Source organism: Neobacillus sp. NPDC093182 (assembly GCF_044754045.1).
Genome location: NZ_JBIVOI010000003.1, coordinates 249,827 through 276,012 on the forward strand (window position 1 = coordinate 249,827; position 26,186 = coordinate 276,012).

At 37.9% G+C, this 26,186-nt stretch carries 23 protein-coding genes; 4 read left to right on the forward strand and 19 right to left on the reverse strand.

Annotated features, from left to right (window positions below; translation table 11 throughout):
• Positions 1-65 precede the first annotated feature (65 nt).
• From ACIQAA_RS08530 to ACIQAA_RS08540, 3 genes are read right to left on the reverse strand one after another with little or no spacing between them, the layout of a single operon-like run.
• Positions 66-1,277, reverse strand: coding sequence for a Ger(x)C family spore germination protein (locus tag ACIQAA_RS08530; RefSeq protein WP_402617670.1), 1,212 nt, complete (start codon positions 1,275-1,277; stop codon positions 66-68).
• Positions 1,261-2,364 (reverse strand): spore germination protein, encoded by a 1,104-nt coding sequence (locus ACIQAA_RS08535; RefSeq protein ID WP_402617673.1) that lies wholly within the window; start codon positions 2,362-2,364, stop codon positions 1,261-1,263. The genes ACIQAA_RS08530 and ACIQAA_RS08535 overlap by 17 nt, the downstream gene beginning before the upstream one ends.
• A gap of 27 nt (positions 2,365-2,391) precedes the next feature.
• Positions 2,392-3,966, reverse strand: coding sequence for a spore germination protein (locus ACIQAA_RS08540; protein ID WP_402617676.1), 1,575 nt, complete (start codon positions 3,964-3,966; stop codon positions 2,392-2,394).
• Positions 3,967-4,437: 471 nt separating this feature from the next.
• Here ACIQAA_RS08540 and ACIQAA_RS08545 point away from each other — a divergent pair, with 471 nt between their 5' ends.
• Entirely contained in the window at positions 4,438-4,596 is a 159-nt protein-coding gene (locus ACIQAA_RS08545; protein ID WP_402617679.1) for a hypothetical protein, read from the forward strand.
• Positions 4,597-4,879: 283 nt separating this feature from the next.
• Here ACIQAA_RS08545 and ACIQAA_RS08550 read toward each other — a convergent pair whose 3' ends face one another.
• Together ACIQAA_RS08550 and ACIQAA_RS08555 are read right to left on the reverse strand one after the other, a co-directional pair.
• The gene (locus ACIQAA_RS08550; protein ID WP_402617902.1) at positions 4,880-6,313 is read right to left on the reverse strand and encodes an alanine/glycine:cation symporter family protein; all 1,434 of its coding nucleotides are present in this window, start codon (positions 6,311-6,313) and stop codon (positions 4,880-4,882) included.
• Positions 6,314-6,416: 103 nt separating this feature from the next.
• Positions 6,417-7,397, reverse strand: a complete 981-nt coding sequence (locus ACIQAA_RS08555) for a glutaminase (RefSeq protein ID WP_402617905.1) — start codon at positions 7,395-7,397, stop codon at positions 6,417-6,419.
• Between the two features lie 335 nt (positions 7,398-7,732).
• Here ACIQAA_RS08555 and ACIQAA_RS08560 point away from each other — a divergent pair, with 335 nt between their 5' ends.
• Together ACIQAA_RS08560 and ACIQAA_RS08565 are read left to right on the forward strand one after the other, a co-directional pair.
• Positions 7,733-9,043, forward strand: coding sequence for an ATP-binding protein (locus ACIQAA_RS08560; protein WP_402617681.1), 1,311 nt, complete (start codon positions 7,733-7,735; stop codon positions 9,041-9,043).
• A gap of 11 nt (positions 9,044-9,054) precedes the next feature.
• Positions 9,055-10,002 carry a response regulator gene (locus ACIQAA_RS08565; RefSeq protein ID WP_402617684.1) on the forward strand — a complete coding sequence of 316 codons (948 nt, stop codon included), beginning with the start codon at positions 9,055-9,057 and terminating at the stop codon, positions 10,000-10,002.
• A 271-nt stretch (positions 10,003-10,273) separates the two neighbouring features.
• Here ACIQAA_RS08565 and ACIQAA_RS08570 read toward each other — a convergent pair whose 3' ends face one another.
• The 6 genes from ACIQAA_RS08570 to bioW all read right to left on the reverse strand — a co-directional run bounded on the left by ACIQAA_RS08570 (position 10,274) and on the right by bioW (position 16,583).
• Complete coding sequence (locus tag ACIQAA_RS08570) at positions 10,274-11,500, reverse strand: cytochrome P450 (RefSeq protein WP_402617687.1); 1,227 nt, start codon at positions 11,498-11,500, stop codon at positions 10,274-10,276.
• 94 nt (positions 11,501-11,594) lie between these two features.
• Positions 11,595-12,602, reverse strand: coding sequence for a biotin synthase BioB (gene bioB, locus ACIQAA_RS08575; protein WP_402617689.1), 1,008 nt, complete (start codon positions 12,600-12,602; stop codon positions 11,595-11,597).
• Positions 12,599-13,300, reverse strand: a complete 702-nt coding sequence (gene bioD, locus ACIQAA_RS08580; RefSeq protein ID WP_402617692.1) for a dethiobiotin synthase — start codon at positions 13,298-13,300, stop codon at positions 12,599-12,601. The genes bioB and bioD overlap by 4 nt, the downstream gene beginning before the upstream one ends.
• Positions 13,297-14,469, reverse strand: coding sequence for an 8-amino-7-oxononanoate synthase (bioF, locus tag ACIQAA_RS08585; RefSeq protein ID WP_402617694.1), 1,173 nt, complete (start codon positions 14,467-14,469; stop codon positions 13,297-13,299). The genes bioD and bioF overlap by 4 nt, the downstream gene beginning before the upstream one ends.
• Positions 14,459-15,817 carry an adenosylmethionine--8-amino-7-oxononanoate transaminase gene (gene bioA, locus ACIQAA_RS08590; RefSeq protein WP_402617697.1) on the reverse strand — a complete coding sequence of 453 codons (1,359 nt, stop codon included), beginning with the start codon at positions 15,815-15,817 and terminating at the stop codon, positions 14,459-14,461. The genes bioF and bioA overlap by 11 nt, the downstream gene beginning before the upstream one ends.
• On the reverse strand, positions 15,798-16,583 hold the full coding sequence (gene bioW, locus ACIQAA_RS08595; protein ID WP_402617701.1) for a 6-carboxyhexanoate--CoA ligase: 786 nt from the start codon (positions 16,581-16,583) through the stop codon (positions 15,798-15,800). Before bioW ends, bioA begins: the two co-directional genes overlap by 20 nt.
• A gap of 660 nt (positions 16,584-17,243) precedes the next feature.
• On the opposite strand from bioW, the gene ACIQAA_RS08600 reads away from it, so the two are divergent.
• Positions 17,244-17,633 (forward strand): AAA-type ATPase lid domain-containing protein, encoded by a 390-nt coding sequence (locus ACIQAA_RS08600; protein ID WP_402617704.1) that lies wholly within the window; start codon positions 17,244-17,246, stop codon positions 17,631-17,633.
• 262 nt (positions 17,634-17,895) lie between these two features.
• On the opposite strand, the gene ACIQAA_RS08605 is transcribed toward ACIQAA_RS08600, so the two are convergent.
• The 8 genes from ACIQAA_RS08605 to rfbG all read right to left on the reverse strand — a co-directional run bounded on the left by ACIQAA_RS08605 (position 17,896) and on the right by rfbG (position 25,990).
• On the reverse strand, positions 17,896-18,417 hold the full coding sequence (locus ACIQAA_RS08605) for a YfiT family bacillithiol transferase (RefSeq protein ID WP_402617707.1): 522 nt from the start codon (positions 18,415-18,417) through the stop codon (positions 17,896-17,898).
• A gap of 800 nt (positions 18,418-19,217) precedes the next feature.
• Positions 19,218-20,165 (reverse strand): NAD-dependent epimerase/dehydratase family protein, encoded by a 948-nt coding sequence (locus tag ACIQAA_RS08610; RefSeq protein ID WP_402617708.1) that lies wholly within the window; start codon positions 20,163-20,165, stop codon positions 19,218-19,220.
• A 26-nt stretch (positions 20,166-20,191) separates the two neighbouring features.
• A complete protein-coding gene (locus tag ACIQAA_RS08615) occupies positions 20,192-21,115 on the reverse strand; it encodes a phosphotransferase enzyme family protein (protein ID WP_402617711.1) in 924 nt (307 codons plus the stop codon).
• 24 nt (positions 21,116-21,139) lie between these two features.
• Positions 21,140-22,057, reverse strand: coding sequence for a putative nucleotide-diphospho-sugar transferase (locus tag ACIQAA_RS08620; RefSeq protein ID WP_402617714.1), 918 nt, complete (start codon positions 22,055-22,057; stop codon positions 21,140-21,142).
• Positions 22,058-22,087: 30 nt separating this feature from the next.
• A complete protein-coding gene (locus ACIQAA_RS08625; protein ID WP_402617717.1) occupies positions 22,088-23,074 on the reverse strand; it encodes a glycosyltransferase family 61 protein in 987 nt (328 codons plus the stop codon).
• 128 nt (positions 23,075-23,202) lie between these two features.
• Positions 23,203-24,156 carry a glycosyltransferase gene (locus tag ACIQAA_RS08630; protein WP_402617720.1) on the reverse strand — a complete coding sequence of 318 codons (954 nt, stop codon included), beginning with the start codon at positions 24,154-24,156 and terminating at the stop codon, positions 23,203-23,205.
• Positions 24,135-24,905, reverse strand: a complete 771-nt coding sequence (locus tag ACIQAA_RS08635) for a sugar phosphate nucleotidyltransferase (protein WP_402617723.1) — start codon at positions 24,903-24,905, stop codon at positions 24,135-24,137. Before ACIQAA_RS08635 ends, ACIQAA_RS08630 begins: the two co-directional genes overlap by 22 nt.
• Before the next feature lie 26 nt (positions 24,906-24,931).
• A complete protein-coding gene (gene rfbG, locus ACIQAA_RS08640) occupies positions 24,932-25,990 on the reverse strand; it encodes a CDP-glucose 4,6-dehydratase (RefSeq protein WP_402617725.1) in 1,059 nt (352 codons plus the stop codon).
• Between the last annotated feature and the right edge of the window lie 196 nt (positions 25,991-26,186).

The following is a 26,186-nucleotide window of genomic DNA, read 5'->3' on the forward strand; positions in this document are numbered from 1 at the left end:
ATTTTTATTGTTACATATAACTATTTTTTTCTCTTTTTTTCTAACTATTACTACTCTCAACCATCTCAATTTTTGAAGCTTGACGATCCATATTCCATAATAGTTAAATTCACGTTGTATTCGATTAGAACTTCACTAAATGTTTGGTCCCAATCTTTTTTGACTTTTTCCCATACCTTTGGATGTTCAATTCTCAATCGGTTTCCGAAGCCGGCAACGTCCACTTGGTAATCCTTTTGCATTTTTTCTCCTACATTATTTACCAATCGTTTCACTTCTTCTTCAGCGGTTTTTTCAGCCCTTTTTAAAAATTCGTTTTCAGTAGTCCCCCCCGAAACCACCCAATTTTCAGAAAGACGCCCTTCTGATTCAATTTTTACATTAAAAGAGATGTGGTTACCATTAATATGAGGTATGATTTTACTTTTCATTGTCTTTACCTCGTAAACGATTGGCTGATTTGTCGCCTCATCAAAGCTTTTGACCAAACCGCCTTTTCCCTTTCCAGTTATCCACGTTAAGCCTTCCATTTCCTCTTCATTCAAAAAACCAAGCAGCTTTTTTGTCTTTCCTGTAATCACGGCAGCTCCTGAAAATTTAACTTCTCCGTTCGTCGGAATAACATTTTGCAAAAGAAAACTAGATCCTGAATGCATCTTGCCTTCTAATTTGGCGAGTGACATAGGGGGCAAAATCTTTGTTGTTCGATATTCATTATCTGAAATTCCAATCAAACGGAACGCTGGAATTTTTCCTGATTCTTTTGATTCTAGTGCCTCATTTGCCCGCCCCTTGCTAATGAACACAAGACAGCTTGGTCTAATTTCATTATCACGAAGTTGTTGATCAACTAATTGTTCCAATCTATACTTACGTACAAGATCCTCACTAATAACAATCACTTTAAGGTGGGGGCCGAATATGGGGCGATCACTTCTCAATGAAAATTCGCGAATCATTTGATGGATAGAATCACCGGTTTCAGAAATATTCAAGAAAGGTTTTTGTTGTGATCCCCCCCCTATACTCCCTGAAGCTGTTCCTTGTGGGTTAACAATTTGATAAGTCATGGTTATTTTTTCTGTTTGGTTATTTTCTCCTCCTTGTTCCTTTAACTCTTTCTCAATAGTTGACTCTTTTCCTTCATCTAGTGCCAAACCTACACTTAAACCTATTTCTTCAATTTCGTGACTGCTCCAGCATCCCGTAAGAAACAGGAGTAATAGAATAGAAAGTATACCCTTGAGTGACCGTACATGGTTAGGGCTTTGCTTCATGCTTTCCCACCTTCCATCGTGAAACAATGAGAAGCAGCAACGGTAGTAAACCAAATAAATAAAGAGCGACATTACCAAGCATATCGCCGAGTTTAAATAGGTCATTAATATTTTTCGGCATTTTCGTAATGATGTAAATAACCGGCAGTAATCCATACAAAAATGGATGAATATTCTTTTTGAAGAGTTGAGCCAAACCCAAAGCAGCCGCATAGTAGGCGATGGTAAATGTAGCAAATATTTGCATGATCCATATTACGAGTAACAGAGACTCAAATCTTTCAAAGATTAAGCCGGGGATTTCAAAACTTCTTATCAAATCAAGGGACGGCCACGTTCTTGTGACCACTCCATCGACGGATAACGCTCCGATAACCATAATGACGGTTATTACATAAAAAATTAAGGGTATGGCTATTCCGACTACTACAGCTTTTACTGCTTTATCCCTATGTATCATAAATGCCGGAAGGAACAACATGATTTCAAAACCTGTATATGCGAGAGCCGTTGTCTTTACCCCTTTTAGTACAGGTATGACTCCCAATCCTAATACTGGACGGAGATTATCCATCTCAAATATTCCAAAACTCATAAAGGCAACCAGCAAAAAAAGGATAACCGTTATAGGAAATATAATTTCAAACAGCCGGGCGATTGGGTTGATGCCTCCAATGGTCAAATAGAGACCTACCCAAATAAATGACATAGTGATTGCCCAAAAAGGGGTGCCTTCCAGTAAATATACTCCTGTTACTTCCACCATGGCACGGACTTGAAACCCGGCAGTTATTAATAAATAACATACAATAAGAACACTGAGAAGCCCGCCTACCCATTTCCCTACGATTATACGACTATATTGATAAAAGGTTTTTTCGGGAAACTGTTGGCTTAATTTCACAATCATAACCCCAGCCATCATCGCGATTAGTCCGCCTAGAATAACGGCAAACCAAACATCCGGTGTTTTTACCTTTTCTACAGACGCCCTGGGCAGTGTCAGGATCCCTGTTCCAAGGATAAAATTGATGACGATAACAGCTGCTTGGGGAGTGGTTATTCGGTCTTTGGGAGCAAGAATCATCTTGGGTTCACTTCCCTTCTAATTAGGCTATTCTTTACGAAATTGATCTTTCGTATGCATCATCTTCGGACGACGTTTCATCATCTGAATAGGCATGCGGACCATTAAATCTTTCAAGTCACTTAATCGATAAGGTACAGCAGGACTGGTATAAGGTACGCCAAAACTCTTCAGTTTCACCAAATGACTGCAAAGCAAGAGGAAAAACAGAATGACTCCGTACAATCCAAAAAATGCAGCAGCAAACATGGCTACAAAGCGAAGAATACGCAATGGGATCCCTGCACTATAACTCGGAATGGCAAAGGAAGAAATGGCGGTTATTGCTACTACAATAACCATAATATTACTAACAATCCCTGCTTGGACGGCTGCTTCACCGATGATTAGTCCGCCAACAATCCCCATCGCTGGGCCAATGGGTTTAGGTAAACGCAGCCCAGCTTCCCGTAAAATTTCGATGGCTATTTCCATTAACAGTGCTTCTATTAGTGAGGGGAACGGAACACCTTCTCTAGTTCCTGTAATTGAAATGGCTAACTTGCTTGGGATCAATCCCGGATGAAACGAGATAAAAGAAATATAAAGTGAAGGTGCAAACAACGTAACAAGGGCTGCTCCAAAACGTAAAAGACGGAAGAGGGAGCCGGGAAACCATCGTTCATAATAATCTTCTGGGGATTGCAATAACATACTAAACGTAACCGGGGCGATCAAAGCGAAAGGCGTTCCATCTAACAAGATTGCTACTCGTCCTTCCATTAATGCGCTGATAACACGGTCAGGACGCTCTGTACTTTGTACTTGAGGAAAGGGACTAAGGTAATTATCTTCGATCAGTTGCTCAACATAGCCTGATTCCGGTACATGATCAATATCGATTTTCTGAATTCTTTTCTTTACTTCTTCTACTAATTCCGGGTCAGCAATCTCTTTCATATAAACGATGGCCAATTCTTTTTTTGCCCGTTTTCCTATTTGGAATTTTATTAATGATAAGTTCACGTTTTCACCATGGCGTCGTAAAAGGGCGGTATTATCGGTTAAAATTTCAGTAAAACCAACTCGTGGACCTCTGACCAGTGCTTCTGATACCGGCTCTTCAATACTCCGTTTGTTTGCTTTGGTTGTACCCAGAATGAACGCATCGGATAGTCCATCAATTAAAAGGGCTGTCATACCTGTCAATATTTTTGCTAACAACTCTTTAATATGATTGACTTCTTTTACTTCACTAATAGAAAGAATTTGATTTTTAATAAACTCTTTTGAAATGGTTCCTTTTACATAAGATGGTTCCAGTTTAAATTCGTTGAAAAAATCAACCATCAATGATTTCATAATATGTTTGTCGATGAGATCTTTATCGGACAGTCCTTCTACAAAAATGATGGCCGACCGAATGCCTGTACGCCCGATAGTAAACTCTCGAACGTGCACATCCGAGTTATCACTGATTTCTTGCTTGATAAGTTCCAAATCCAAGGTAAAATCGCCCGTAAAATGACCTGTTGGATATTGATAAGGTTTATAATCTTCCTTTTTTTTACTTTCATTTGTATGGTTTCTTGTTTTTCTGATCTTTGATTTCCAGATTCTCATCACTCTTCCTCTAATGTACTGATCCAACTAAAAAATTTCGAGATAGAATAGGGGATGAAAAACGCAATAAAAGCTTGCATAAAAACATTCCAGTCTGGAAGATAGGAAACGATCGTTGTCCACATATTTATCACCTAATAAATATCCCATGTCTGCAGCTGACATAAGGAGCATTTTCTGTAAAAATGTTGTCATTTATAAAAAATCATTTCTTGACTAGTAATATTACCTTATATAGGGAATTTATGTATCGAGTCTTAATATTGTTCTGACTATTCTTCATTGAAAGACGATGATCTTTGGATTTTGTTAATGACTAATATAACACTAATATGTTTTGAAACTTTTAACTTGTTTTGTATTTTTCCGTATGATTTTGTAGGTCCTATTATAAATTAAACCTACAGTATTAGAAATTATCTATCAGTCTATGTGAAAAGAGGCAGTAATCTTTTATTGGGGGAATTTTTTATGTGGGTAATCACTTTATATTCAAAGGAAAATACTTCGATGTTTGAATTTGACACGGAAAAAGAAGCAAGGGAAGCTTTCAAGAATATTCAAGGATGTAAGATTCTTTCCGAGATTATTTATTTTAATGATGATTGTTTTGCATCAGCTACTTTTTAAGAACCTTATCATAATAACTAGAAGGAAAATGGGACGCAATTCAAAGTTTTTATACTTTTTGATTCGTCCATTTTCCTTATTTAATTTTGATAGTTTAAGAAAAAGATGTTCTCTGCTTTAGGTGTCATAAAAATAAACCAACAATTAGATAGGATTGTAAAAATAAATTTGAAATCCACTACTTGAATGTCAAAGTAGTGGATTTGTTTTAGATGTATATGCAGGATTCTACCCGAAAAAATCTAAAGATATTCAGACCAGAATGTGTTTAAACGTCTTATTATTATATGGCCTTTTCCTGTTCTAAGGTTGAATCAACTTGAGAGAGTTCCCAACATTCAATGTTCTCATGATTCTTAATAGTATCTTTATAAAATACCGGATCTTTACCCTCCTTTTTCTGTTTCATGTAATCCGTTAATGCAGCAAAAGCCACTTTTGATAATAAAAGAATCGCAATTAAGTTTACGATAACCATGAGGCCCATAAATAAATCAGCTAAATCCCATACAAGTTGAATCTTTGCAACTGAACCGAATAAAATCATGGCGAATACGCTTATTCGGTATATCATCAACCATGCTTTACTTTTGTGTAAAAAGCGAATGTTTGTTTCCCCATAATAATAGTTACCAATTAACGCACCGAATCCAAATAGGAAAATAAAGATGGCTAGACAGCCTGATGCCCAGGAACCAACATGTTCACTTAATGCTGCTTGTGTAAGGGCAATACCATTTAACTCTGGTTGTTTGTAAGCATCGGAAAGTAAAATAATAAATGCTGTGCTTGTACAGACGATCAGTGTATCCGTTAATACGCCAAAAGCTTGAATAAGTCCTTGTTTCACCGGGTGACTTGTTGTTGCTGTTGCGGCAACGTTTGGTGCACTCCCCATACCGGCTTCATTCGAGAATAAGCCACGTTTAACTCCATGCATGATCGCAGCGCCGAGTGAACCGCCTACAGCTTGCTCAAAGCCAAACGCGTTTTTAACAATAAGAGAAAGAACTTCCGGCATTTTTGTTATGTTCGTTGCTATGACAAATAAGGCAATACCGAGGTATAACACAGCTAAAAGCATAACCTTGTATTCAGCTATTTTTGCAATACTCTTCACACCGCCAAAGATAATCGCAGCGAAAGCAAGTGCCATGATAATCCCTACAGTTAAACGATCTGTACCAAATGCGTTCTCAAAAGCAATTGTAACGGTATTTGATTGTACAGAATTAAATACAAGACCGAAAGAAAGCGTAATTAAAATGGAGAATAATACTCCCATCCAACGTTTGTTTAATCCTTTTTCCATATAATAGGATGGGCCGCCACGGAAACCGTCTTTATCTTTTACTTTATATACTTGTGCTAACGTACTTTCAATAAAGCTGGATGCTGAGCTAATAATAGAAATAATCCACATCCAAAATACCGCTCCAGGACCGCCTAATGCAATCGCAATCGCAATTCCTGTAATATTACCTGTTCCAACGCGTGCCGCCATCCCAATACAGAACGCTTGAAATGGGGAAATGCTTTCTTTAGAACCAGTTCTCCCCTCCATTAATACACGGACCATTTCCTTTAACATTCGAAACTGTACAAATTTCGATTTAAATGTGAAATAAAGACCGAATAAAACTAGCATAATAATTAATAACTTTGACCATAGAAAATCATTTGTTAAGCTAATAATATCATGAAGTAATTGTTGCATGTTCATTCATCACTCCTGTAAAAGTTTAGTAGTTTGATATCAAAATATAAATATTTAGCGACTTATTGTCTTCCTTTATTATTTTCACCAGACATTATGCTTTTTAGAAAATACTTAGATCCCATTCTTGTGCTATATGTTTCAATAACATAACACCTGTTAGGCTATTCCCATATTCATCAATCGCGGGTCCATATATCCCGATACCACATCCATCTTGAAAAGGCAGTGCACTTCTGACGTTTGGAGGAACTAGTGCCATAATGCCCCCAGATACACCACTTTTGGCTGGCAAACCGACAAATGCTGCAAATTTACCCGAAGCATTGTACATTCCACAAGTAAGCATTAAGGCTTTGGCTAATTTAGCTACTTTTTTAGGAAGGACTTGTTCTTTACGAATAGGATGATATCCATCATGTGCAAGAATCAGTCCAATCAAGGCTATGTCTTCTGTGTTTACTTCTATCGAACATTGTTTCATGTAAACCTCTAAAGCTACCTCTACATCCGATTCTAAATAATCCGTTTCCTTTAAATAGTAAGCTAAAGCTCTATTTCGATGAGAGGTTTCCCACTCAGATTGATATACTTCCTTATTAATGGCCGGGCGTTTTCCTATCAATTTTTCGATTAATGTGTAAAGAACTTCTAGTTTTTTGTGTGAAGTTTCTCCTGGGAGGAGTGAAGCGATGGTAATCGCTCCAGCATTAATCATTGGGTTAAATGGCTTTCCCGTCTTATGCATTTCTAAACGAATAATGGAGTTGAAGGCATCCCCAGTTGGTTCTACATCAACCCTCTCTAACACATAAGAAATACCACAGCTCAAGCACGCGGCTATAAAGCTTAGCACTTTTGATATACTTTGCAACGTGAAACCTACTTCATAATCCCCTGACTTGATCATGGTTCCATCCTGTCTTATGATGCAAATACCTAAATGCGATGAGTTTTCCTTTCTTAAAGCAGGAATATAGTGAGCGGTTTGTCCTTTAGTAGCATAGGATTTATAATGTGTTACCCATTCATCTAAGCAAGCTTTCCTTTGACTATTAACCGTAATGTTTCGCTCTTTTAACATCCCTTCGACCATATTCTTCCACCTTTCTAATTTTTTAATTTAAACTTTCTACCTTTCATCCCCATCTACTGAAAAAAATAATCATAGACTAGTATAAAAATTGAAAAAATTAATTATCGTTAAGCGCTTTCAAATTTTTCTATAAGAACTTAGCTTTAATTTATAACTGGAACTATATAATCTTACAGAAAACTACAAAAAATCTACAAAATTATTTCAAAAGTGGGATAAGCCCAATTAAGATGTTCGAGTTTAATAGATTATTTCTTATACATAATTTAAGCATTGTATTGAGGATGATGAGACTGTATACTGATTTCAAATAAAACTGGGAGGTGATCTCCTTGAACGTAAGTACTTTAGTTAAAAAAGACGTCTATATTCTTGTTCTAATGGTGTTAACAGTCCCACTAGCAGGTGAAATAAAGTTTTATCCCTTAAATGAAACATTTCGAGTAAGCTTAGGAGCCCCGACATTTTTCTTTTTTTTGTTATTGCTGCAGAAAACACCAGCAGTTTTATCCGGGTTTTTAACTGGAACGATGGTTGTTCATTTTCGTATTTTAATGGACTTTATTCAGCAGGAAAATTTTGATTACTCATCCTCCTTTCAAGCCCAATATCCAAGTTTTTTCTTTTATTTCACTTATTCTTGCCTCTTTTATATAGTGAAAACCAACCGCTTTCAAAATAGGCCTTTGGTAATCGGATTTATTGGCCTTTTAATCGAAATACTGTCCGACTGTGTAGAACTAATTATTCAATATTTCGTATTAGAAACAACGATTACGTTCGTGGAACTAAATGATATGATCATGGTCGCATTCGCCCACAGTTTTATTGTTATAAGCTTTTTTAATATGATGAAACTGTATGAAGTACAGACGAGGGAAAGACAAATTAGAAAACAAAATGAACACATGTTAATGCTTATTTCTAATTTATATGAGGAAAAGATTCAATTAAAAAAAACATTAAAAAATGCAGAGAATATTACAAAGGAATCTTATCATTTATATCGCAATTTAAAAGAACAGGAAAAACAACATAATGTATTTCACCAGCAATTTAGTCAAAAATTATTACGTATTGCTGGTGAAATTCATGAAGTTAAAAAAGATAACCAACGAATTTATGCAGGGCTCTCTAAATTGATTACTAATGAAAGTTTTCAAGACTATATGAATGCTACTGAATTAATTCAATTAATTATACGAATAAATGAAAAATACGCCATCTCACTAGGAAAAGAGATTAAATTTTTATATTCAGTGGAAGGGAACCATCCAAATTATCATGTTTATACTGTGTTATCTCTCATTAATAATTTAGTAGCAAATGCAGTGGAAGCAATTAAAGAAAAGGGAAGCGTTAGTTTAAATTTGCGTGAACTTAGCGATATGGTTGAATTTCAAGTTGCTGATACTGGACCTGGCATCCCTCAAAAATATGAGGATGTGATCTTTCAGCCTGGATTTACCTCGAAGTATGATCATTTAGGAACACCTTCAACAGGAATTGGACTCTCATATGTAAGTGAAGTAGTGAAAGACCTTGAAGGAGTGATTCAATTTCAGAATAATCATAACAACGGCATTGTTTTTTTAATTAAGTTACCGATTATTAATTTGATTCAGAAAAGGTAAGGGTGGGTTCCATGCGTTTTTTTATAACTGATGATGATTGCGCTATTCGTTCAATCTTAAGGCAAATTATAGAAGACGAAGACCTAGGAGAAGTGGTTGAGGAAGCGGAAGATGGCGACCTATTAGAAGGACACATTTTGAATTTAAAACAAATTGATATTTTATTTATTGATTTATTAATGCCAATCCGCGATGGAATTGAAACAATTCGCCACTTAAAAGGTACGTTTTCTGGAAAAGTTATCATGATTTCACAAGTTGAATCAAAAGAACTGATTGCCGAAGCTTACTCTCTCGGGATCGAATATTATATTACTAAACCAATTAATCGTATTGAAGTATTAACAGTTATTCGAAAAGTAATGGAACGGATCAATTTAGAAAGATCGATTAATGATATCCAAACCTCTTTAAATAGTTTACTAATTGTGAATCAGCCAAAAGTTGACAAATCAAATATTTTAAATGAAAAAAGAATTCTAGAGGTCGGGGGATTTCTTTTGGCTGAATTAGGGATCATAGGTGAAAATGGGCATAAAGATTTACTAGAAATTATTCAATATTTATTTCAGTATGAAATTACTCATACTTTTGAACAACATTTTCCAACCCTTAAAGATATATTTGTACAAATATCGAAAAAAAAACTTGGACCATCAGCTACACAAGCTGATATTAATCGAGAGATAAAAGCTTCCGAACAACGTATTCGTAGGGCGATTACTCATTCGTTAAATCATTTTGCGTCTCTGGGTTTAACAGATTTTTCAAATCCGAAGTTTGAAAATTATGCTTCAAAATTTTTTGATTTTACTGTCGTTCACCAGAGAATCAAGGAATTACAAAAAAATAAAACAATACAAGCAACTCAAACTCGAGTAAATACAAAAAAATTCATTCAAGTATTTTTTTATGAAGTGAAACGCTTGAATTCAGAGGAAATATTTAAGTATAGGTAGTGTTGCTGAACAGGTAAACTATTAGGTTTGCCTGTTTTTATTTTATCATGATTTTGTGTGTTTCATCATAAGAACGAGTGTTTCTGGAAATGGCGAACTGGAGGGTATATTCTCCCTTCTTTTTGACGATTTCCTGTACTGCTTATATGCTTTTCACTATCAAAAAGAGATGTGATGACCTCGTAAAAAACCAAAATAACCGAACATTGTTTGGTTATTTTGGTTTTTCCATTATGAATTTCAAAATAAAAACAGATTCTATATTCAACTCTTAGGTAAAAGTAATTGGCAGTTCTTTTAGCGATCGAAAACCTGTAAGTTTTCGCCATTGTAGGTAAGGAGTAGCAATTTGAAGGTTGGGCAATCGCTGTACGAGTGTATGAATCGCAATTTGTGCTTCTAATCGGGCTAATGAGGAACCTAAACAGAAATGAATACCATATCCAAAGGCAATATGAGGATTAGGATTCCTAGTTATATCAAGCACATTAGCATGAAAGAATTTTTTCGGATCTCGATTGGCAGCTCCTAAAAGGATATATACTTGTTCACCTTTTTTTATGGTCGTCCCATTAAATTCAATATCTTCTGATGCAAGGCGAGCTGTCATCTGGGTTGGACTCTCATAGCGTAAAAACTCCTCAACTGCCCTTTCAATTAGCGATGGTCTTTGCTTTAGCTCCACTAATTGCTCAGGGTGATTTAATAAGGAAAGGACCGAATTGCTAATGAGATTTACGGTTGTTTCATGTCCAGCAATAACAAGTAAAATACAAGTTGACAGTAATTCTTCTTCTGTTAACTTGTCACCCTGCTGTTCCTCTTTAATTAACATGCTAATCAGGTCATCTTGTGGGTTATGTTTCCGCTTTGTAATCAGCTCTCTAAAATAATCTAGTAACCTTCTAATCGCATCGTTACCATTTGCTAATCCCATTCTCGTTCGAGTAAAATCTATTGTTTGAATTAAGGTTACAGCCCATTCTCTAAATTGATTCCGTTCCTCCGCTGGAACTCCTAAAATTTTAGCTATAATGAGGCTGGCTAAAGGAAACGCATAATCTGAAACAACATCCATTCCTTTCTTATTCTCCACCTCATTCAGTAGCTCATTAACAGTTTCTTCTATATAAGGACGATAAGCTTCAATAACACTTGGAGTAAATACATTACTTACGAGCATCCGTAACCGCTTATGATCAGGCTGATTCTTAAAAAGCATCATGTCATTCTGTATATTTTTAAGATGCTCATACTTTTTTGATGTCTGTGGTAAAGGAATACGATTTTGAAATCGGGCATCTTTAAGGATCGCTACTGCCTCTTCATATCCGGTTACATACCATCCTGGATATTTTACTGAATTCCCCCAGTAGATAGGATTAACGGACCGCAGCTTATCATAATAAGGATAAGGATTTCTTAAAAACTCAGGAGAAGTAAGCGAAAATGGTCTGGTTATCATTTCTTCTAAATGTTCATTTAAAACATTCTTCATTTCATGCCCCCTACAAATTCAATCCTATTCGTTTTTCATAGATGCGACCATAATAATAAATACATCTATAGAAAACTCTTGGAAACTGTTTTTATTAATTTTCCCCTGCTAGACTAGCTTTCATTTCTTCTACCGACTCAACCTCAAATCCTAAATCAACTAACATTTTATGATCTTCACTTTCCGCTTGCCCTGCTGTTGTTAAGTAATCTCCGACAAAGATGGAATTTGCTGCATATAGTCCTAATGGTTGTAGTGAACGAAGGTTGACTTCTCGGCCGCCTGAAATTCGAATTTCCTTTGTTGGGTTGATAAAACGAAATAATGCCAAGACTTTTAAACAGTAAATTGGATTTAATTCTTTTACTCCTTCTAGTGGAGTACCATCAATGGCGTGTAAAAAATTTATAGGGATGGAATCTGCATCAAGGGCTTTTAAGCTGTTAGCCATATCGACCACATCCTGCTTTGTTTCCTTCATCCCTATAATGACACCAGAACATGGAGACATTCCTGATTCTTTTACCATTTCTACCGTATTGACTCGATCATCATACGTATGTGAAGTGGTAATATTTGCATGGTTGCTTGATGAGGTATTGATATTATGATTGTACCGATCTACCCCGGCTTCCTTTAGTCGCTGAGCTTGTTCCGGCTTTAACAGACCAAGACAGGCACAAACTTTTAATCCATATGAGTCCTTGATTTCCTTTACAGCTTCAACCACTTGATCAACTTCTCGATTAGATGGCCCTCTACCACTTGCAACAATACAATAGGTTCCTATATTTAAATCATGTGCACGCTTTGCTCCTTCTAAAATGGTGTCCTTGTTTACCATTCTGTAAGAGTTAATCGGTGCTGTCGAAATAGAAGATTGAGAGCAATAGCCACAGTTCTCCGGACAAAGTCCAGATTTTGCATTCATGATCATATTAAGCTTTACTTTTTTTCCATAAACACGCTTTCTTATTTGAAAAGCAGCATGCATGAGCAACAATACGTCATCATCTGGACATTCTAAGATTGACAGGGCCTCCTCATTTGATACTTCTATCCCACCTAACACTTTACCTGCAAGTTCCATCCATTGATTCATCTTCCTGCCTCCATCTGATTGATTAATAATGTCATATCGATGTGACCCTTTACGATATTTTTAATGTTTTCATGTGTTATTTCTTTAAGTTTAGGGGTTATTCCTAATATAGGGACTCCACATAACTCTTCGATTAGTTTCGGGTTTGTTATTTCGGCAAGGTCAGGATGATGACTTATGCCGTTGATTACAATTCCGGCAATTCTGAGTCCTATACTTTTTGCATATTGGACAGTTAAAAAAGTATGATTGATGGTACCTAGATTAGGTCGAGCTACAATAACAATTGGCAGCTCCAAAGCTTTCATTAAGTCACTAACTAAAAAATTTTCACCCAGTGGGACTGAAATACCGCCAGCACCTTCTACAATGAAATATTGATGTTTAACTCTAATCATTTCCCAATGTTGCAGCACCTCTTCAATGTCAATGAGCTTCCCTTCTAACTTCCCAGCCACGTAAGGAGCAAGTGGCTCCTTATATTGAAAAGGGGTAATATCTTCATGGGAAAGATACGTTTGTGACATTTTCTTTAGCAAACTTGTATCGCTTTCTGGATCATCCCGTGAAATACCACTTAACAATGGCTTAAATACTCCAACATCAAACCTTTCCTCTTTTAAAACAGCTGCCAGTCCACAAGCTATAATGGTTTTCCCAACTCCTGTATCCGTTCCTGTTACAAAAATTCCCTTCATTTAATCATGTTCAGCTCTTTTCCAATTAAATTAAAAGACTCTAACAAGTAATCTATTTCGCTTAAATTATGGTCAGCTGTGACGGTTAACCGAATACGACTTTCTCCTAATGCTACGGTTGGCGGGCGAATCGCTGGTGCATATATTCCCTTTTCCTGTAGTCTTTTCGCAAATATGACAGTCTTATGGGTATCACCAATGATTACAGGTAGAATCGGTGTATTGTCCCCTTTCACCGTAAAGCCCATATCTACTAAACTCATCCTTATCTTTTTAACATTTGAAAGCAACAATTCGCGTTTTACTTTACTATGTTCAATAATCTCTAAGGCTTTATATGAAGCTGCACAGATGGCTGGTGGAAGTGATGTTTGAAAGATAAACGTTCTAGCATGGTTTAATAAAAAGTCAATTAACACCTTCGATCCACAGACAAAACCTCCTTCTGTACCAATGGCTTTGCTTAAGGTACCAATAATTACATCTGGATAAACACCGAAATATTCGCTTGTCCCCCTGCCGTTCTCTCCTAAAACACCCGTTGCGTGAGCATCATCAACAATCACGAAAGCATGATAGCTTTTGGCAAGTGACATAATCTTATCAAGCGGCGCAATCGTCCCATCCATACTGAATACTCCATCTGTTACAATAAAACGTCGCAGACAAGATTCTGTTGCTTTTAGCTTTTCTTCAAGATCATCCATATCAATATGGTTATAAATCATGGTGTTGGCTTTTGATAGTCGGCAGCCATCAATAATACTTGCATGATTTAATTCATCACTTAAAATAACATCCCCTTTTTCAGGTAATGAAGATAGCACACCAACATTAGCTAAATAGCCGCTTGAAAACAGGAGGGCAGCCTCTGTTCGCTTAAAGTTGGAGATTCTATCTTCAAGTTTTTGATGCCAATCAGTATGACCTGTAATTAACCTGGAACCACTACTTCCTACGCCAAACTCATGTAGGATCCTTTCTGCTGCATAAATCAATCGGTGATCATTTGCCAGCCCTAAATAATTATTGGATGCAAAGACGAGCTGTTTCTGACCATCAATAACCATCTTTGAAAGAGGGGCAGTATTCATCGTTCGTACCTTTCGATTCAAGCCGGCCTCTTTCGTCTTGTCTAATCGATGACGTAACCATCCATCAAACTTCAACAAATCTTACCCCATTTGTTACTTCACTGATTGCTTCTTTCATGATCATAACCATGGCTCTCAGGTCATCCCTTGTACTAACGAGCGGAGGCATAAACACAATGACATCACCCAATGGTCTTGTTAGCATACCTAGCTCTCTCATTTTCAGGGTAACCTGAAAACCTACTCGTTTTTCAGCAGGATAAGGCTCCTTTGTTTCCTTTGAGTGAACAAGCTCGATTCCACACATAAAACCAAGTTGTCTGATGTCTCCTACGTGTGGGAGTGATTGCAGCTCATTAAGGAGTAAATGAAGGTACTCTGAATTGTTGGCTACCTGTTCTACGATTTTTTCTGATTCAAACAAACGTAAATTTTCAAGTGCAACGGCACATCCCAGCTGATTTCCCGTATAAGAATGACCATGGAACAACGTTTTTAACTTTTGATAGTCATCATAGAATGCCATGTAGATTTCCTCTGTTGTTAATGTAGCAGCAATGGGCAAATAGCCTCCTGTAATTCCTTTCCCGATTGCCATAATGTCTGGCTGGACACTTTCATGTTCACATGCAAACATTTTCCCGGTGCGTCCAAAACCCGTTGCCACTTCATCTACAATCAGTAAGACACCATATTTTGTACAAAGCTCACGTACACCGGTCAAAAACCCTTCTGGCATCCTAATTATGCCTCCTGCTCCTTGGACAATCGATTCAATTGTAAGTGCAGCGATTTCTCGGTGATTTTCAATCAGTAACTGTTCAAGCGTATTTAAACATTCATCGCGGCACTGGGCCGGATCACCACTCTCAAAACGATATACATAAGGAATGGGTGCCTTAAAACTCTCAAACATTAATGGGCCGTATACTTGATGGTATAGCGCAATCGAACCGACACTTACAGCACCAATCGTATCGCCATGGTAGCCATTTTGCATGGAGATAAATTTTTGTTTCTCTGGCTTACCGATGTTCTTCCAATATTGAAAAGCCATCTTAAGAGCAATTTCCATCGCTTCTGCTCCACTATCAGAAAAAAAGACACGTGTCAGCTTTTCAGGACTTATTTTAATTAGTTTTTCAGCAAGCTCTGTTGCTGGCACATTGGTCATACCCAATAAGGTTGAGTGCGCAATTTTTCCAAGTTGTTTTGTAATTGCGTCATCTAATTCCTTTTTTCTGTGTCCATGTACATTAAGCCAAACAGAAGAAAAGCCATCGTAATATTCATTACCATCAATGTCTTTCACTTTAATTCCTTTTCCACTCTCAATAATCAAAGGATTTTCATCGTAATCTTTCATTTGCGTGAAAGGCAGCCAAAGATGCTTTTTACTTTTTTCAATTAATTCTTGTGTCATTTTCTTCCTCCCATTGAATGAAGACGGGCTGTTTTTCTAAGTAATGTATGTATGAATTCGGATTTCTTAAGCAATCAACAAAAAAAATCCGACAACCTCGTTCATCTCCGTATTCTTTTAGCTTAGTAATCCGTTGATAGCCTAGCCTTTTAGTTGCAACATACCCTGTTATGTATTCAGGATCATCTGACCAACATAATTCCGCGACAGTAGCCGGATGCTCACATACCTTTGTTGCAAGGACTAGTGCCTCCTTAATTCTGGAGTTTTTAGGCATCTTGTAGTAGTCAGCCCATTTTTCAAAATTAGTGTTCAACCAGTCCATTCTGGAAACACGCACGCCTTTATCATTCCGATCATCAAGACGTTCACCTGAATGAACATCAATTAATGTAGCACCCCTAATTATTGAATATTCAGTCATATGTTGATAGGCTTTTTCAATAACCTGCCTTTTGATGCCAGCCTTCTCCAAAAGCTTTCTACACAATGCTTGTCCCATATCTACTGATTCCACTATATTTGTCGCAACCTGTAATGGCTTTATAAGTTTAATAGGCTCTTCAATCAATTCAAATTGAATCTGCATAAAATCCGGATTTCCTCTTGAATGATGTAAACCTTTTTCCAGTAAATCATTCACTGCTTGTTTCATATGGCTATAGGTTGATAGTAGTTCCCCGCCAGATATATGCTTTCCCCCATGTTCATGTGATCCATTCTTGGCAGCTCTCATTCTAACGCTATAATACTTTTCGGCTTCCATACCATCTGTCCTCTTCCTGGTAATTTAATTAAAATAATTCCAATATTTTACCACACACCTCCTGTATGTTAACCAAATTACAAAATAAGTTAACATATAGGATGTTAATAGTGTTCATTAATTCTGTCAATTAATTTGTATTTTTTATCTTAGGAAACTCCTTTCAGTTATTTCTGAGTCTATGTAATTTGAACAAAGTATCTTCATCGTGACCTTCTTTAAGAAGAAAGCTATCAACTAATTCTTTAAAGTTGTTTTAAACCAATTTTTTAAACCTTCTTTAATGTCAACTAAAATTTATTAAAGAGGGAGTCCCCAAATTTGGGGACTCCCTTTTACGTTTTAATCTAAAAAAGTCCATCATGTTTTGACCCTTCAAAGTGCAAAAGGAGGTCATTGTAGAATCACTTGCCAAATATATTGATCAAGGAAATGTACCATTTAGGTATGGGTAATAATCTTATTGTTTAGTTTTTCGATGGAATGACCTTCATCTTTGAAGCGAATAAAGGTAACTGTGTGTTTTCGCTCCTTTAATTTCATAATTTGCTCGGATTCTTTTATGGGGAGACGCGGATAGTGTGAACAATAACGGAGAAGTAATTTTATCGGAATTCCAACAATATCGTGTCAATTCCGATTCCTCCCCTTCGTGAAAGAATGGAGGATTTACCAGAACTCATTCAATTGTTTTTACAAGAGTTTGCCAGTAAATATAAAAAGCCGGTTCCCAACATCGTACCGGAAGTAATGGTCACCTTCATGCATCTACCATGGAACGACAACATTCGCCAACTGAAAAATACGATTGAACGGCTGGTGATTTTAGCAGACGGCAACCAGATCACATCGGCACAATTGCCAAGTGAACTGGTTAAGCAAGCGCATCGGCCGCATTTCTCTGAAACGGCACCAGGTTTACACGGGGATGAACGTTCCAACATCTTTCAGGCATTGCAAAAAACATATGGCAACAAATCGGCCGCTGCCAAATTGCTTGGTATTTCCCGCGTAACGCTGAATAACAAAATAGAAAAATATGGATTGTAGGGGTTCAGTTTATGAAGTGCTAACTAAAGCCCCCTTTCGTTCCATCTACCAATTTATAACCGTATACTTTGTTGGCTAAATTCGCAGGCATCAATTTAAAATTGGAAAACAGCTTCATTAAAACAACTAGTGTTTTTTTAGCTATTTTCTAGCACGATATATTCTGTTTTTACCTGCAACCAATATTAAATACTTTTTTTAGTTTCTTTTTTCAATTTTTATTCAAAAGAATAGACCGACTCTTTAAAAAGTCGGTCTCAGGTTACCACTCTAGCCGATTACGAAGGGAGGTAATATGGGCGATATGATGACGTCCGTGCCATGCATACATTCCAATAGTGTTCCCTACTGTTTGAACACCTGATTCAGGATGGACGAAGGTTTTTTCTAAATCAGATTCTTTCAAAGAACGCAGCAATGTTACCCACCGCCCATGTAAAGCTTCTAGGAGGGACAACGAAATATCAATCGGTAACTTAGAATCCGGAAGTTCCGCCCACCTATCCTCGAAATAAGGTCTAATCGTTGGCTGATTCTCCGTCAGCGCTAATTTGAATCTTATATAGCTGTTCATATGGCTGTCTGCAATGTGATGAACAACTTGGCGAACAGTCCAGCCTCCTGGACGATACTGGGTATCGAGCTGTACCTCACTTAAATTCCTTACTGCCTCTCTTAGTTGAAATGGTGCAACTTCCATTTCCTTCACCCAATTTTCAACCACTTCCATTGTCAAAGGATCATCAAAAGAAAATATTCCAATCGGATAACGCAAATCTGCCATCTTCCAACCCCACCTCAATTATTCATTAACATATTCTCAAATCCTGTAACTATGTACATCTCGACAAACTCCGACTTTTTTCTTCCCAACTAATCGTTTAATTAAAACTACTACAACCCGTTTAAAAAAACGAACTTTTACCAGTTTCTAAGAAATTTTTTTGTCGAGGAATAGCCAAATGTATTCGCCTAATAATTCCCTTTTTCAGCTACTACAAATATAATAATAGTATAACACTCTAGGAGACTACTAAATGAATCATAAAAAAATAGAGAACCCTTTATGGGCATGGTTTGTCCTCATTGGCGGCGGGATATTTTTACTATAAGCCGCTCCAGGGATGCTGATAATTCTTGCCATTCCTCTGTGGAAACCAGATGAATTTAGCTTTTTTTCCATTTTTTATACCATTTTCATCCTAGGCATTCTCACTGTGACAATTTGGGGGATGAAAAAAGGCTTATTCAGCCATAAAGGCATACCAACAGGCAAAAAACAACCAAATTTCACCGCAGGTTCAAGTTACACCAGAACCGATCATTCAGGAACATCCTCCTGTCAAAAAGCCAGTTTGGCCATGGATTGTCATTGGAGCTGGTGCTGTTCTTGTAATTAGTTCCGGTCCCGCCGCTTTTATGCTGCCAGTAATGCCGCTCCTGTTAGCAGCGTTTTCAAGTGATTCACCAAGTACTCCGGATTATGTCCCCATCCTCATTATCTTTGTGGGGTACGGAATACTGGTGGTGTATATTTTACTGCTTGTGAAAGCAATAAAAAGACTTAAAGCACAATAGACCATGTCAGCCAACACGGTCTTCGAAGTACTTTTGATACCACTCGATTGTTTTCATCAAACCGGATTCGAAGCTAAACATTGGTTTCCAGCCCAACATATCCCTAGCCTTTTCCGAACACAGATATTGAATGTTAGGTTCATGATTAGTTTGATTTTGAATAATCGGCATTAAATTACTATTCATCAACTTTGTAATTTTATCCACTACTTCCAAAACACTCTGCGGGCTTTCATAACTGAAATGAAAGGCTTCGCCTGCGATTGGACGGTTTTCCATTTTTTCTGCCACTAGTAAATGAGCTCGAACACCATCCTCAATATAAAAAAAGTCCCGGGCCGAGCTACCATCACTCCTGATCACCGGTGCATTCCTTTTAAAAAGGGACTGAATGGTTTCTGGAATGAGTCTACTAAAATTCAAATCCCCGCCCCCAAATAAATTTCCGCACCGAACCATACATACCGGCAGTCGATAGGTATGATAATAGGAGTTCGCAATTAAATCAGCACAGCTTTTGGAAACATCATAGGGGTATCTCCCTGCCAAAGGCATGGACTCAACATAAGGAGGATTTGCGACATCACCATACACTTTTTCACTAGAAGTGACAATCACTCTTTTAACTGAAGTTTGCCGGCAAGCCTCCAATACATTCCAGGTTCCGCGAATATTAGTTTCAAAGGCGGCAACTGGATTGAGGTGCGCTTCCCCCGCCACAGCAAGGGCAGCCATATGAAAAACGGTATCAATTTCATATTCTTCGAGGGCTTTTTTGATTACCTGAAAATCATCCAAGCTTCCCAGAACAAAATTTATTGTGTCATGTGATTGAGGTTTTCTCACCAGCGCAGTTACATTTGCGCCTAATCGCAGTAGTTTCTGCACCAAATGACTTCCAACGAACCCTGTGCTGCCAGTCACAAATACGTTATTATTTTTCCAACTCTGCATTCACATCATGCCTTCCAACAATAGGATTATGAATCTCTTATGCAGAATTCTTGAACTGTATTCCTGCCTTGCTCAGAGATTACCCATTTCAATTGGTCCAGATTTCTCTCAAACTGAAACTCTCCATATTTAACCAATATCCCAAAGTACAAGCCAATTTTGGCAATCAGAGACGGAAGAACATGGATTTCCTGCTGTGTCAAAGCCCCGTACCCTTTCAAAAACTCCTGTGTCACCATTTCATTACGCCGCTGGATAAGGAAAAAATAAAGCGCATAAGCAACATCCAATACCCGTTCACCCTGCTGCAGAGTATCAAAATCCATGAAACTGCAAACTTCATTATTCTCGTCATACAATTGATTGCTTGGATTCCAATCACCATGAATGATTGTCTTCGGCAGATTACTAGTGTCGATGCTAAGAGGCTCCAACAAGCTAAAATATTCATCAAACGCAGTTCCCTCATGACTTGGTAAGGTATGACCATTTTTTATCAATTCCTCCATCATGGCTGCGGGATCAAGCTGGTAATATTGATAAACGCCCGTTGGTTTCGGACTATTCTCCATCCCAATTAGGGTATCGTGCATCCGGCGCAGCGTTTTCCCACTATAGTAGGCTTGCTCAGGGACCCAATGAAAACGAGAGGCTTCTACGAAAGGAGTAATCTCGACGACAAACTCCTTATACCTTGTGTGAGTTACACCCTGACTATTCAGGAGCGGCAACAGAGCAGGAACGCCTTCTTTAGCAAGCTTTGAAACAATAGAATAAGCATACTTCAGACTTTCTTCTGCAACTTCCTTAAGGAAGATTCGAACCACGAAGTTTCCCTTGGTCGTGCGGATTTTCAGATTACCGTTAATGTAACCACCGCCGAGAAGGCCTTCTACCTCCTGCAGCCTTCCAATCCTAAATTCCCTGCAAACCCGCCTAAGATCTCTCACTGCCACTCCTCCTTCTCTTCAAAACTACCAATACTTTTGTAAATCCTCTTTTGTGGCAAATCCGTCAAATTCAGGCTCCAAATGTTTAATGATGGTAATCAGGTCCGATAGCATTTTTTGATAATGATTGAAAACAAATGGGGTATTTACCTTACATTCGTGCACAAACTCTGGCCCATTATCACCTTTTTTGATTCTAACCCCGCTGAAATGGTAAAAGATAAGCGGAATGTGATTGATAAATACATGGTCATCTTTTTTCGAAAAGGTATACTTACGGTAATCCCAAGGACCGATATTGACGCCGGGCGTGGTAATATCGCATATATTTGAAAAAACTCGAGGCATTTCATTCAAATACTTTTGATCACCGAATATCCCATTTCGAGGGTCGATTCGACACGCCTCTAATGTCTGTTCCTTCCACCAACGTAAACAGGCAATCCCCATCTCATCGCGCTTAAAGCTGATAAAACCCGAATTGTATTCTCCCGTTAATTTCGTAACCTTCTTAATGAAATTTGGCTTCCATTCTGGCCTATATTTTTCTTCTCTTGATAACAAAACCGAACAATCTGGCTGCTTATTAAAAATGATTTCAGGATCATCCCAAAAATATAAATCGGAATCCATAAAGGTCACACGCATCAATTCAGGATACTTTGTAAGGACCATCTCCAAAAATAAAGCCTTCAATGTCCAGCAATACTCGTGAATTCTTCTTTCTTTTTTTAAGGCTAAAATATCCTCGCCAAGCTCTTTATCTTGGAAAACCGTGAGATTTCCCCAATTTAATTTCTTTAGCAGATGGTATGTTTCATCATCCACACAGAGGACATAAAACCTAAAATTTCCCGCTCTGACCTTATTCAGAGATACAAACAGGGCAAGAAACTGATACAATCTGCTTTTCGTCATAAGACTGCAGTAGGCACTTTCCATTCCTAACACCTCATTTCTTAAAAGAAATTCCTACCTGATCTCCGCTAATTCAAGCGTTTTTTTCAGCTTAGCTATATCAATTACAATGGGATCTTTATGGTTGCTGCGATTTTCATCCTGCGGCATCTCTTCACCTATCAAACCATAGTAATCAAGATCCATATGATTACTAATGATATGAAAGCAAGGCATTAAATACGTTGGCGTAAACATTTCAACGATTTTGGTGCCTGGGTTACAAAAGATAAGATTCGTAAGCCCCGCCCCGTGTGGGGAAACGATCACTTCTGCACAATGAAACAGCTCAATTTTTTCTACAAATGACAAAGTGGATAATTTAACTAATTTAAATCCGAATTTTTTTAAAATAGAAAATACCTCTTCTTCATTCAATACCTTTCGATGGGTTGCATCTTCACGACTTATATAAATTCGTTTATATTTGCTTTCTTTTCGAATCGTGACCTTTTCTAAAAATTCATTTCTTAAAAACTGACAGACATTTTTCGGTACATGTGCGGAATAGCCCGCCATGGAAGAAACAATTAATTTCTTTGCTAGAATATGGGTTTCTGGATTACATTCAATCAGCATGTCTTGCGAAATACCAAGCAATTTTAAGCTTTCATTCTGAAATCCACAATTCTCTTTTGTAAAGTATTTTCCGCGATTGATAACAATTCGGTCATAATCAAGGTTGCTTTTGCGCAGTAATTCTAACCGTGGCAAAACATCAAACATCCAATGGAAGTAATTGAAACTTACTTGGGAGGTGATGACAGCTAACGTTTCTGGTATATAGGATATAGAAGGAAGTTTATTGTAGAATATAGGATGTGTCTTCGGAGTATGATGATACTCAAACGAAACATCCCATAAAAGCTTATTATCAGGTGTAATGACACTTCCATTCCATCCCCAAACACGCCCCCATGGAATAGTCGCAACGAATTGCCTAGGTAAATGAGGATGATACTGCCAATTAATCACTTCGACTCCCTTTGGCTGATTTTTCATAATGGTACGCTCAACAGGGAATCTTTTGTAATGCGTAGGAGCAGAATGATCCTTAAAGGCGGATATAAAATCAACTGTACGATTGTAGTAACCTATAGGAGGATCTATTTTTATATTCGTTCACCACCTTACCAATATCTTTGCAATGCTGTTTCATCTGCGAAGCCGTTAAAATCAGGATCTAATTTTGCTACTAACTCAACCGCTTCCGTAATCGCTTTGATATAAAGCGAATAAATAAAAGGGAGTTTCCTCCGATTCACTCGATGAACATACTTGACTTTGTCCTTGGCAACGACTCTTAAACCACTAAAATGGTAAAAAACAAGCAAATGTTCATCAATGAAAACCGAATCATCCACGTTTGAAAATTGATATTTTAATACATTCCATGGACCTACATTTACACCTGGTGTTGCAATATCGCAGCTAGTAGAGAATAGGGAGGGCATATCATCTAAGTATTTCTGATCTCCAAAAATACCCTCTTCTGGCGCAATCCTGCAAGCCTCCAAGCATTTCTCCCTCCACCACTTCACCGCCTTCACTCCGATTCCATCATTCTTGAAAGAGATAAATCCTGAATTATAAATTCCAGTAATCTTACTTTTTCTCTGTACAATTCTTTGGTTCACATTAGGTCGGTATTTTTCTTCAATGGAAAGCAGCACCGAACAGTCAGGCTGGTTTTTAAAAATGGATGTTGGGTCTGACCAGAAGTACAAATCTGAATCGAGATAGGTAATACGTTTGACAGAAGGATACTTGTTGAGCAGATAGTCACAAATCACAGGTTTCAACGTCCAGCAGTATTCATGGATCTTTCGTTCATGCTTTAGATTTCGAATGCTTTCATCTAGTATTTTCTCTCGTATGAAATGCACATTCTCTAGTTTCATTTTTTTCAATAGTTTATAAGATGCTAGGTCTATACAATGAATAAAGAGGGAAAAATCCTCAGCCAATACCTGTTTTAAGCTCGCAAGTAACGCAAGACCCTGATAAACCCGTGTTTTCGATAAAATGGTACAAAAAATATTCTCTGAACCCAGTGTGGTACTCATTTTAGCTTCGGGTTCCATACAATGTTCCCTTGCTCCCACATCTCATTGATGTCCAATACATTTTTATAAGTATCAATGGCTGTCCAAAATCCATTATGCAGATAGACAGATAATTGCCGGTCTTGAGTTAATTTTTTCAACGGTTCCTCTTCAAATATGCATTGGTCATCATCCCTTAGGTAGTAGAAGACCTCAGGACTTAGCACAAAGTACCCCCCATTGATAATTCCATCTGTCTGCGTTTTTTCCTCAAAGGATTCTGCGATACCCTGATTTACCGTTAATGTGCCAAATTGACTCTTATTCTTAATTCCTGTTACGGTCGCAATGGTTCCTCTCGTCTTATGAAATTGAATCAACTCGTGCAAATTAACATCACATAGGCCATCACCATAGGTTAAGAGGAAACTTTCGTCCCCAATATATTTTTGAGCCATCTTAATTCTACCTCCAGTCATGGTATTCAAACCGGTATCAACAAACGTAATCTTCCACTTTTCTGTCGGACCTAAGATTTTAATATCACCGGTAGAGGAGTCCATCGTAAAACTATTATTCTTCCATTCGTAGTCCATAAAATATTCCTTGATCTTGTCGCCTCTATAACCGAGTAATAAAATAAATTCATTAAAACCATAGTTCTGAAAAATTTTCATAATATGCCAAAGAATCGGTTTATCCCCTATTAATGCAAGGGGCTTCGGAAGGTCATTGGTGATTTCACTCATTCTCGCGCCTTTTCCTCCACTTAGTATAACGACTTTCATGATTCTCCCCCTTTCGTTTGTTAGCTTTATATATATTCCTCGATTTGACGTAAGCAGACAGCCTTTACATCCTCATTCGCTAAATAAGCCCTTGTCCATTCCACACTTTTGTCAATTGCCTGCTCGACATTCCATCTCGGATACCAGCCCAATTTGAATTTTGCCTTCGAGCAATCGAGTCGTAAATAATGGGCTTCATGCGGGTGTGGTCCTGGCTCGACTTCATAAGAGGCGCTAGTTCCCCATTTCGCACAAATTTGTTTCACAATCCATTCCACCGTCTTCCCATCACCATCATCAGGACCGAAATTCCACCCTTCGGCAAACGTCTTTCCTTCCGTGTATAGCTTTTCCGCTAAGGATAAATAGCCGCTTAATGGATCTAATACATGCTGCCAAGGTCGAATCGCATGAGGGTTGCGGATTTTTATTTTTCCATTTGACTGTAGTGTTCGGAAGCAATCCGGAAGCAAGCGGTCAACCGCCCAATCTCCTCCGCCAATCACGTTACCCGCTCTTGCACTCGCAATCCCCACATCACCTTGAAAAAAAGAATTCCGATACGCGTCTGTTACGAGTTCAGAGCATGCTTTGCTATTGGAATAAGGGTCATAGCCTCCGAGCGTATCATTTTCCCGGTATCCCCATGGCCATTCTTGATTGTTGTAGCATTTATCTGTAGTCACATTTACTACTGCTTTAATGTTGATTCCTTTTTGAACCGCCGTTCTCACTGACTCTAGTAAATTCACCGTTCCCATTACATTCGTTGCGTAGGTGTCAACTGGATTTAAGTAAGAGGCACGCACCAACGGCTGTGCCGCCATATGAATCACAATATCCGGCTTCGCTGAGTGGAGCGCCTTTTCTAAGGCTTGTTGATCGCGGATATCACCATAATGAGTGGGGATTAGCTGTTCCAACTGACATAATTCAAATAAACTAGGTGTGGTCGGCGGCTTTAAACTATATCCAGTTACGTTTGCTCCTAAGGAAAGAAGCCATAAACACAGCCATGAACCTTTAAAACCGGTATGACCGGTAACAAATACATTTTTATTTTTCCAAAAGTCCTGATTGACCATTTGTTCGTTCCTCTCTCATCTCATAGTGGACATCCCCATTGAATCCTTACACATACTATGATTCATTGGGATAAAGGGTTTGGATGAAGTGACCTATTTCATCCAAGAATGGTTATTTTTAAGAGAATCCAGCCCTCTTACAAGAGTTCATGAAGCCCAGAATTTTAGTGAATTGGAGTAGATGGGACTCATGACG

Coding starts and splice junctions, on each gene's coding strand:
- bioB (WP_402617689.1), bottom strand. CDS start 12,602: ATGAATCAATGGATGGAACTTGCAGGTAAAGTGTTAGGTGGGATAGAA.
- ACIQAA_RS08635 (WP_402617723.1), bottom strand. CDS start 24,905: ATGAAAGTCGTTATACTAAGTGGAGGAAAAGGCGCGAGAATGAGTGAA.
- ACIQAA_RS08620 (WP_402617714.1), bottom strand. CDS start 22,057: ATGGAAAGTGCCTACTGCAGTCTTATGACGAAAAGCAGATTGTATCAG.
- bioD (WP_402617692.1), bottom strand. CDS start 13,300: ATGAAGGGAATTTTTGTAACAGGAACGGATACAGGAGTTGGGAAAACC.
- ACIQAA_RS08630 (WP_402617720.1), bottom strand. CDS start 24,156: ATGGAACCCGAAGCTAAAATGAGTACCACACTGGGTTCAGAGAATATT.
- ACIQAA_RS08600 (WP_402617704.1), top strand. CDS start 17,244: ATGGAGGATTTACCAGAACTCATTCAATTGTTTTTACAAGAGTTTGCC.
- ACIQAA_RS08550 (WP_402617902.1), bottom strand. CDS start 6,313: ATGCAACAATTACTTCATGATATTATTAGCTTAACAAATGATTTTCTA.
- ACIQAA_RS08535 (WP_402617673.1), bottom strand. CDS start 2,364: ATGATTCTTGCTCCCAAAGACCGAATAACCACTCCCCAAGCAGCTGTT.
- ACIQAA_RS08540 (WP_402617676.1), bottom strand. CDS start 3,966: ATGAGAATCTGGAAATCAAAGATCAGAAAAACAAGAAACCATACAAAT.
- ACIQAA_RS08625 (WP_402617717.1), bottom strand. CDS start 23,074: ATGAAAAATCAGCCAAAGGGAGTCGAAGTGATTAATTGGCAGTATCAT.
- ACIQAA_RS08570 (WP_402617687.1), bottom strand. CDS start 11,500: ATGAAGAATGTTTTAAATGAACATTTAGAAGAAATGATAACCAGACCA.
- ACIQAA_RS08565 (WP_402617684.1), top strand. CDS start 9,055: ATGCGTTTTTTTATAACTGATGATGATTGCGCTATTCGTTCAATCTTA.
- ACIQAA_RS08545 (WP_402617679.1), top strand. CDS start 4,438: ATGTGGGTAATCACTTTATATTCAAAGGAAAATACTTCGATGTTTGAA.
- rfbG (WP_402617725.1), bottom strand. CDS start 25,990: ATGGTCAATCAGGACTTTTGGAAAAATAAAAATGTATTTGTTACCGGT.
- ACIQAA_RS08530 (WP_402617670.1), bottom strand. CDS start 1,277: ATGAAGCAAAGCCCTAACCATGTACGGTCACTCAAGGGTATACTTTCT.
- bioW (WP_402617701.1), bottom strand. CDS start 16,583: ATGGAAGCCGAAAAGTATTATAGCGTTAGAATGAGAGCTGCCAAGAAT.
- ACIQAA_RS08610 (WP_402617708.1), bottom strand. CDS start 20,165: ATGCAGAGTTGGAAAAATAATAACGTATTTGTGACTGGCAGCACAGGG.
- bioA (WP_402617697.1), bottom strand. CDS start 15,817: ATGACACAAGAATTAATTGAAAAAAGTAAAAAGCATCTTTGGCTGCCT.
- ACIQAA_RS08605 (WP_402617707.1), bottom strand. CDS start 18,417: ATGGCAGATTTGCGTTATCCGATTGGAATATTTTCTTTTGATGATCCT.
- ACIQAA_RS08555 (WP_402617905.1), bottom strand. CDS start 7,397: ATGTTAAAAGAGCGAAACATTACGGTTAATAGTCAAAGGAAAGCTTGC.